Here is an 8,707-nt window from a genome sequence, read left to right as displayed (position 1 = left end):
TTTTTAAACAGTTTTAAAACTGAAGCAAGAGTGAGTCCGAGACAAAGTCTCGAACAAGAAAATCGACAATCATCAGGATGATACATGATGGAGTGTAGATTTTTACAAGTTATATTTGACAATTTAGGCTTTCTATGATTTTTATCTTAATCAGCCATTCTTGATTGTATAACTTACCATTTTGACCGTGAAAAAAATCCTCAAAAATCTATTCATAGCCTTATTTGTCCTCCCAAGTTTCGCTTCGATTGGACAATCCCAAAAGCTTAATTTACAAGGTACTTGGCGGTTTGCCATTGATTCTTTGGATAAGGGTATCCAAGAAAAATGGTTTTCTCGAAAATTAAAAGATAAGGTAAAATTACCAGGCTCAATGCTTGAAAATGGTAAAGGAAATGCCGTTACACTGCAGACCCAATGGACAGGGAGTATTTATGATAGCTCATGGTATTTTAATCCCCGTATGGCAAAATACCGCCAAGGGCCTCGTCCAAAATTTCCTTTTTGGCTTACTCCTAAAAAACATTACGTAGGTGGCGCATGGTACCAACGTGATATTACCGTTCCAGCCAATTGGAAAAATCAACGTATTTGGCTTTACCTCGAACGCCCACATTACGAAACCCGTGTGTGGATTGATAATCAAGAAATAGGTTTGCAAAATTCTCTTTGTGTAGCCCATGTGTATGATTTGACAGGAAAACTTAGTACAGGAAAACATACACTAACAGTACGAGTAGATAATAAAACTAAAGAAATCAACGTAGGAAAGGATTCTCACAGTATAACGGACCATACACAAGGCAACTGGAATGGTATTGTGGGTAAAATGGAGTTGAGTACCGAAGGACAAGTTTGGCTTTCGGATGTGCAGGTGTATCCTAATGTAAAGGAAAAACTTGCTAAAATCGTCATTCAACTAGAAAATAATCTATCTGCTACAGTTTCGGGAAAAATTAACCTTATTGCTAAGAGTTTTAATGCCAATAAACAACATTCAGCCACACCGCTTACAGTAGATTTTAAGGCAGAAAAAGGTACTAATACCTTCACTTATACATTGCCCATGGGTGACGATTTTCTGACTTGGGATGAATACGTACCTGCTTTGTATAAGTTAAGTATACAGGTTTCGACGAAGGAAGGTGTGCAATCTGTAAGAGATGTTCAGTTTGGCATGAGAGATTTTGCTATCAATGGAACGCGTTTTGAAATAAATGGACGACCAATATTTTTGAGAGGCACCGTCGAAAATTGCCAGTTTCCCTTAACGGGATATGCACCAATGGATGTGGCATCTTGGGAAAAGGTTTTCAGAAAAGCCAAATCTTATGGGCTCAATCACTTCCGTTTTCATTCGTATTGCCCTCCCGAGGCTGCCTTTATTGCTGCCGATTTAGTGGGTATTTATCTACAACCTGAAGGGCCAAGTTGGGCAAATCACGGTTCCTCTTTGGGCGACGGTCACCCGATTGACCAATACATTATTGACGAAACCAACCGCATGGCTAAAGCTTATGGTAATTATGCCTCTTTTTGTATGTTGGCTTATGGCAATGAGCCAAGAGGAGGGAAGCAAGTGGATTATTTAACAAAGTTTATTAAATATTGGCAAGCAAAAGACCCTCGTCGCAAATACACAGGCGCCTCAGTAGCCATGAGTTGGCCGCTGGTTCCTGCCAACGAATATATGATTAAGTCGGGGCCTCGTGGTTTGCCTTGGGACAAGCTTCCTTCAGGCAGTGCTGATTTTGCCGAAAAAGTCAAAAATTTTACAGTCCCATATATTACTCACGAGTTGGGACAGTGGTGTGTCTTTCCGAATTTTGACGAAATCAAAAAATATAAGGGTTTGTATGAAGCTCGTAACTATGAACTTTTTCAGGAAGATTTAAAAGACCGAGGTATGGCCGACCGAGGCAGAGACTTCTTCATGGCTTCGGGCAAACTACAAGCCATTAGTTACAAGCACGAAATGGAAATGGCATTTAGAACGCCTCTTTCAGCTGGTTTTCAAATGCTTGGACTCAACGATTATTCAGGGCAAGGCACTGCCTTGGTTGGTTTGCTGGATAGTTTTTGGGAGGAAAAAGGATATATCGACGCTAAGGGTTTTCGTCAATTTTGTGATTCAACGGTTATTTTAACTCGTTTTCCAAAGTTTGTTTTTCTGCAAAATGAAAGTATACAAATACCTGTGGAGCTCTTTCATTTTGGACAAAAAGCCTTGTCAAAGTCAACTATTATTTGGCAGATTGTTGATACAGAGGGAAAAACTGAACTAGAGGGTGAGTTTCAGCCAGTAGATTATGCGATAGGAAATAATCTACCAGTTGGAAAAATCAATTTTGCTCCATCTGAAATCAATCAAGCCAAAAAACTATTGCTTAAAGCCTCTATTAAAGGTTCTTCTGTTCAGAACGAGTGGGAGTTTTGGGTATATCCGTCTACATTGCCTAATCTACTTTCTGAAGAAATTTATACCTGTAATAGTTTAGATGAAAAAGCTTTGCAGATTTTGGAAAAAGGAGGGAAGGTCTTTTTGCAAGCTGCTGGGAAAATTGAAAGGGGTAAAGAAGTCGTTAATTATTTACAACCTGTTTTCTGGAATACCTCATGGTTCAAAATGCGTCCTCCACACACATTGGGCTTTGTATGCGACCCAAAGCATCCAGCTTTTCAATCATTTCCTACTGATTTTCATGCCAATGTACAATGGTGGGAGTTAGTTCATAAAACACAGGTGATGCTCCTCGATGAATTTCCTAAAGGGTTCAAGCCAGTAGTTCAGCCAATCGATACATGGTTTTTGAACAGGCCGCTGGGTTTAATTGTGGAGGCCAAAGTGGGTAAAGGAAAGTTATTGATTTGTAGTGCAGATGTTACTTCGAACTTGGAAACAAGACCCGTCGCCCGTCAACTACTTTACAGTTTACAGCAATATATGGCTTCCACAGCGTTTAACCCGCAGGAATCAGTTGATTTACAGGTAGTAAAAAATCTGTTTGACAAGTCCTATAATCCTAATTTTAATACCTATACCAAAGACGCTCCTGATGAGTTGAAAGTGAAAAAGAATGGGATGAATCCTTAGAGTTCGCAAATTATCAACGTTCTTTTCCAGCAAGGATACGACTTAGGTTTTATCCTTGCTGGAATTTTTTTGAGGTAAGCATAAAAGCTAAAACCAATAACAAATAAGCTTATGAAGGTAGTCTAGCTTGTTGTGTAACTCTCTGAAAATGAGATTTTTAAGTAAAATGAAAGAGGTTTTATTAAAGATTAATAATAAAATATTTTAAAAACAAATCTGCTCTTTTGCTTCCTCATTTAACTTGTTTTGCAATAGATTTTATCCTGAAAATTCTACTTTAAAGATATTTTTCGGGAATTTTCTTGCTTTTTACGAGTATTTTCCTTGAAAAACTTATTATTAAAATAATTTACAATAAATTAATATTTAATAATTTATTTTATTAATTTGGTTGCGAAATCCAGTCAACCCTTTCTATTCTACTGATAAGGAGGTGGTTTGTAGGATTTTAAGTCAGCATTAACTTACCGTATTTAAACCATGAAAAACAATGAAAGGAGGGAAGGTTTTCCTCAGTAAACACTCTAAAACTATTTTAAACAAACTTGCTCATGTAGAGCTCAATTTTCAATTTTCATCTTTTTAATTCCTAACAATGAAAGCATGTAGAAAAATTTTTACTACGTTATTTGCTACACTCTTGATTTTGACTGGACAACTTGTTATGGCTCAACAAGTTGTCAAAGGTAAGGTTGTGGATAGCAATCAATCAGCCTTAGCAGGCGTAAGTATTTTAGTAAAAGGTACCACGAAAGGTACAGTAACCGACGGTTCTGGTAATTATACTATTTCGGTTGCCAAAAACGCATCATTAGTTTTCCAATCTTTGGGCTTTGCTACTAAGACAGTTGAAGTGTCGGGACGTACAACCATCGACGTGGTTTTGGAAGCTACTTCACAAGACCTTGATGAGGTGGTTGTTACGGCCTTGGGTATCAAGCGCGAACAAAAAGCACTAGGTTACTCGATAGGAACGGTTTCGAGTAAAGAAATTACTGCTTCGGGTAATACCAACTTTGCTTCGGCCTTGTATGGTAAAGTAGCTGGTGTCAAAATCACTACTGCGCCCGGGGGAGCTACCTCTGCCGTAAACGTACAAGTACGTGGGGTTAACTCTTTGAATTACAATACTCAACCGCTTTATGTGGTAGACGGTATCGTAATCCGTGATTTTAACCAAGCTGGTGCAAATGGCCTAAACAATGGCGGTTATTGGGACGACCAACGTATCCGTGGTAACGGTATTTTGGATATCAACCCTGCCGACATTGCGAGCTTATCGGTATTGAAGGGTGCTTCTGCAACAGCATTGTATGGTTCTGAAGCATCAAATGGTGTAATTGTGATTACAACAAAATCTGGTGTGAAAGGTAAAGGTATGGGAGTAGAACTTAATTACACGTATAACCAAGAGCGTGTGGCATTTACACCACAGTATCAGAATGTATATGGCCCTGGTTATGACCGTGCTACCAACTTGGCTGTAGGAGCTGATGCGGAAGGTTTTATCACAAACCCTGACGGTTCGAAGCGTGTAAACTTTAGAGCTTATGCTCAATTTGGACCTAAAATGGATGGCAGAATGATGCCTTGGTGGGATGGTACTATGCAGTCGTATAGCGCTAAGCCTAACAACTTCAACGATTTCTATCAAACAGGTTATAACTCAACGGTTAACGCAGCTTTCTCAAATGCTACTGATAAAGGTTCTTACCGTTTTTCTTATACAGGAACAGATTACGCTGGTATTATGCGCGGAAGTAATTTGAAACGTAATACTTTCAATTTGAACTCTTCTGTAAAATTGAGTAATAAAGTTACTGCTGATGTAGTGGTAAGTTATATCAACTCAAAAGTGCATAACCGTCCTGAACAAATCAACCGTGTAACAGCTAACTATGGTGGTTTCTTTAGCCGTGCAGAGGATATGAATAACTTCTTGAATCATTATCAAACTTCGCAAGGTTATAAATATGTACCATTCAATGTACCTGCTCGTAACCCTGCTGAAGCGTTCAAATACAATATTCGTGGTGGTGATATTATGGATTTGTTGTGGAATGCTTTGCGCAACAGCGAGGACGAAAATCAGGATCGTGTACTGAGCTCGGTTACTTTGAATTACAAAATCAATAATGAATTTGGTTTGCGTGGTCGTGTGGGTAATGACTTTACTAGCTTGGGTACTGAAGTGAAAAAATACAATGAGTTCCCAACTTTATTCAACTCAGGTAATAGTACAGGCGAATACCGTGTAGCAAGTGGTCGTTATTCAATCGTATACGGTGATGCGATGTTGACTTATGCAAAAAAATTGAATACTGATTTTGATTTGACTGCTTCGGCTGGTGTACAAGGTCGTCAGGAAAAATACTATGACCAATCTGTAGGTACAAATGGTGGTTTGGTAATTGAAAACTGGTTTAGTATGAACAACTCTACTAACGTATTGAATGCTAGTGCTGCTCGTAGAGAAATGATTAAGTTTGCTTACTTGGGGACATTGAATGCAGCTTACAAAAACATGTTGTTTGTAGAAGGTACAGCTCGTCAAGAATACTCTTCAACATTGCCAGCAGGAAATAACAGCTATTTCTATACTTCGGTAAACTCTGGTTTTGTGTTCTCGGATGCTTTCCAAATGCCTAATTTTATGAACTACGGTAAAATCCGTGCTTCTTATGGTATTGTAGGTAATGCGCCTCCTTTGTATGTAGCTAACACAACGTATTCGCAAACAATTTTGCAAACTGCAAACGGTCCAGTTCCAGCTTTGCGTGCTAGCTCTAGCTATGGTAATGACAATATCAAACCTGAGCAAAAGTTTGAAAATGAATTTGGTTTAGAAACCAAGTTTTTCAAAAATAAATTAGGTTTTGACCTGACTTACTACAACAGCCGTATCAAAGACCAAATCCTTCAAACGTCGATTCCGACAAGTACTGGTGCTAGTTCGGTGTTGGCAAACGTAGGTGAACTTCGCTCGTTTGGTTGGGAGGCATCGATTTATGCAACACCAATCAGAACTCGCGATTTCTCTTGGAATACTCGTATCAACGCTGCCATCAACCGTACCAAGGTAGAGAAATTGGCAAAGGGTATCCCTCAGTTAGTGGCGTATGATGCTGACCAATCGGCCATTAAAATTGTAGCTGACGAAGGTGATTACTTAGGAAATATCTATACTCACGTACGTGCTACTGACTCAAAAGGTAACTTTATTATCTCTGAGGATGGTCTTTATACTTTGACTTCTGACTACAAAAAAGTAGGTAACGTAATGCCGAAATTAATCGGTGGTTTCTTGAACTCATTTACCTACAAAAACTTTAGTTTGGATATCAACATGGATTACCGTATCGGCGGACAATTGGTATCAAATCCATTGTTGTATGCAACAGGTGCGGGGATGTTTGAAAGTACGATGAAATATCGTGATGCCGAAAACGGTGGTTTGCCATATTATGTAGATGCAAGTGGCAACAACGTATTGTTATCGAGCCACACGGCTACTGCTCCAAACGGCGGAAAAGTATATCATGATGGTGTATTGTTGGATGGTGTAACCGCAAACGGTGAGAAAAATACCAAAATTATTGATGCCGCTTCTTATTACATGAATACCTATACTTGGGGGGCTACAGGATGGTACGAAAACGGTGCTGTGTATAACAATAGCTACTTGAAAGTTCGTGAAGCAATTTTGTCTTATACCTTGCCAACGGCAGTTGCTCAAAAATTACGCTTGCAAAATGTTCGTGTGTCTTTGATTGGTCGTAACCTATTCTACTTGTACCGTACTTTGAAAAATCTTGACCCAGAAGCACCAATTGGTACAAGCTGGAACCGTCAGGGTATCGACGAAGGTTCGACAGCGGCAACTCGTAGCTTTGGTGTGGCTTTACACGCTAGTTTTTAATCAACCAATCAGACATTTTATTTAGAAAAGTATGAAAAAGACATTCATCAAAATAAGTGCGATGTTAGCGATTGTAGGTACATTGAGTAGCTGTAAAGACCAACTCGATGATTTGTATCTGAATCCTGAACAAACGACGACTCCTTCTATTGAGAAATTTTTTACCCAAATTCTCAACAACGACCGTATTTATCCAAAATATTGGGATATGCGTACTTTCGCGTTGACTCACGCTGGGGTATTTTCTCAGGTAATTTCTTTTACCAACGATAAATTTATTTACCGCGAACAGGCGCAATATACCGAGCAACGCTGGGGTGATTATTACACCACCAACGGAAATGGCAGTGGTCCTTTGGCTCATTATCGCGAAATTGAAAAGCAGTATGCCAAACTTTCTGCCACCGAAAAACAAAACGCAGATGTGTTTGTAAATGCTTCTAAAGTAGCCATGTTGGAGCAAACTGCTCAAATGGTTGACCTTTGGGGAGATATTCCGTTCTCAGAAGCAGGTATGCTAAACCTAAACGGTTCAATCGTTTCGCCAAAGTATGATGATGCTAAAGAGGTATATAATAGCGTTATCTCGGGTTTGAAAGATGCCGCAAATTATTTTGCTACAGCTAACTTGAGCAGCGTTACGGCTAGTTCTTTCAAGAAACAAGATATCCTTTTCCAAGGAGACGTGACTAAATGGCGCCGTTTGGCCAACTCTTTGCGTTTGCGTGCTTTAATGCGTATTTCATTCGTGGATGAAGCAAAAGCAAAAGCCGAAGTGATGGAAATGTTGAATAACCCAACTCAATATCCTTTGTTGGAAGAAACAACCCAAAACGCTTTGTTGAACCCTGTAACAACTTATGTCGACAACTTGCGTAATGCTTTTTATGAGTCAAACAACCATTTGGGGGCTTCATTCTTATTAGACAAAGTGTTGAAACCTGCAAACGACCCTCGTATTGCGGTAATTTATGACAAAGGTGGTCGTCAGGATGGTAGCAAATGGGTGGCCAATACAGATTATAATGCGATGCCTTTGGATTTGAACTCAAACGACCAAGCTACTAATATTACAAATGGTAAATATGCTGTGCTTGATTCAGCTACATTTGTGTACAACAGCAAATTGCCAGGTGTAATTTTTACTTCTGCCGAAACACATTTGTTGAAAGCTGAAGCCTACGAGCGTTGGGGAACTACCACCGATGCAGCAGCTGCCTACAATAAGGGTGTAGCTCAATCCATTGCTTATTATTATGCATTGAATAACTTGAGTAATAGCACAGCTCCAAAATTAACTGCTCCATCTACTGCAGCTGTAAATGATTTCTTGGCAAATTCTAGTATTAAATATGCTGGTTCTTCGACTCAGAAATTAGCTTTGATTTGGACACAAAAATGGGTGCAATTTGGCTTTATGCAATCGGTGCAAGCTTGGTCTGAACTTCGTCGTACAAAATATCCTCAGTTGACTTTTGTAGCGGATAATACTTCTGGTTTTGCTTTACCACCAAACAGATTGACTTACCCTGGTCGTGAACGTACATTCAACCCGAACTATAGCGCCGTTTCAGCAAAAGATACACGTGACGCGAAGATTTTCTGGGATGTAAAATAAAAATAAATAAGTGAAAAACTGAATGATAATAAAAATCCCCCTCATCTATATGGACGAGGGGGTATTTTTTTGAGTG

General features: G+C 39.2%; 3 protein-coding genes. All 3 read left to right on the top strand.

Translation table 11 applies throughout. From position 1 onward, the window contains the following. The first annotated feature begins 187 nt into the window (after window positions 1–187). Window positions 188–3,094, top strand: coding sequence for an exo-beta-1,4-galactosidase (locus tag ACOVQ4_RS21960; protein WP_421822731.1), 2,907 nt, complete (start codon window positions 188–190; stop codon window positions 3,092–3,094). 595 nt (window positions 3,095–3,689) lie between these two features. Next, window positions 3,690–7,013, top strand: coding sequence for a SusC/RagA family TonB-linked outer membrane protein (locus tag ACOVQ4_RS21955; protein WP_421822730.1), 3,324 nt, complete (start codon window positions 3,690–3,692; stop codon window positions 7,011–7,013). Window positions 7,014–7,044: 31 nt separating this feature from the next. Then, entirely contained in the window at window positions 7,045–8,631 is a 1,587-nt protein-coding gene (locus tag ACOVQ4_RS21950) for a SusD/RagB family nutrient-binding outer membrane lipoprotein (protein ID WP_421822729.1), read from the top strand. Window positions 8,632–8,707 lie beyond the last annotated feature (76 nt).

It is taken from the genome of Flectobacillus sp. (genome assembly GCF_049240685.1).
In the GTDB taxonomy this organism is placed as follows: Bacteria; Bacteroidota; Bacteroidia; order Cytophagales; family Spirosomataceae; genus Flectobacillus.
This window is presented reverse-complemented; position numbering and strand designations above follow the sequence as displayed.

Excerpts from the sequence above, each read along its gene's own strand:
- ACOVQ4_RS21955 (WP_421822730.1), top strand. The coding sequence starts at position 3,690 with ATGAAAGCATGTAGAAAAATTTTTACTACGTTATTTGCTACACTCTTG.
- ACOVQ4_RS21950 (WP_421822729.1), top strand. The coding sequence starts at position 7,045 with ATGAAAAAGACATTCATCAAAATAAGTGCGATGTTAGCGATTGTAGGT.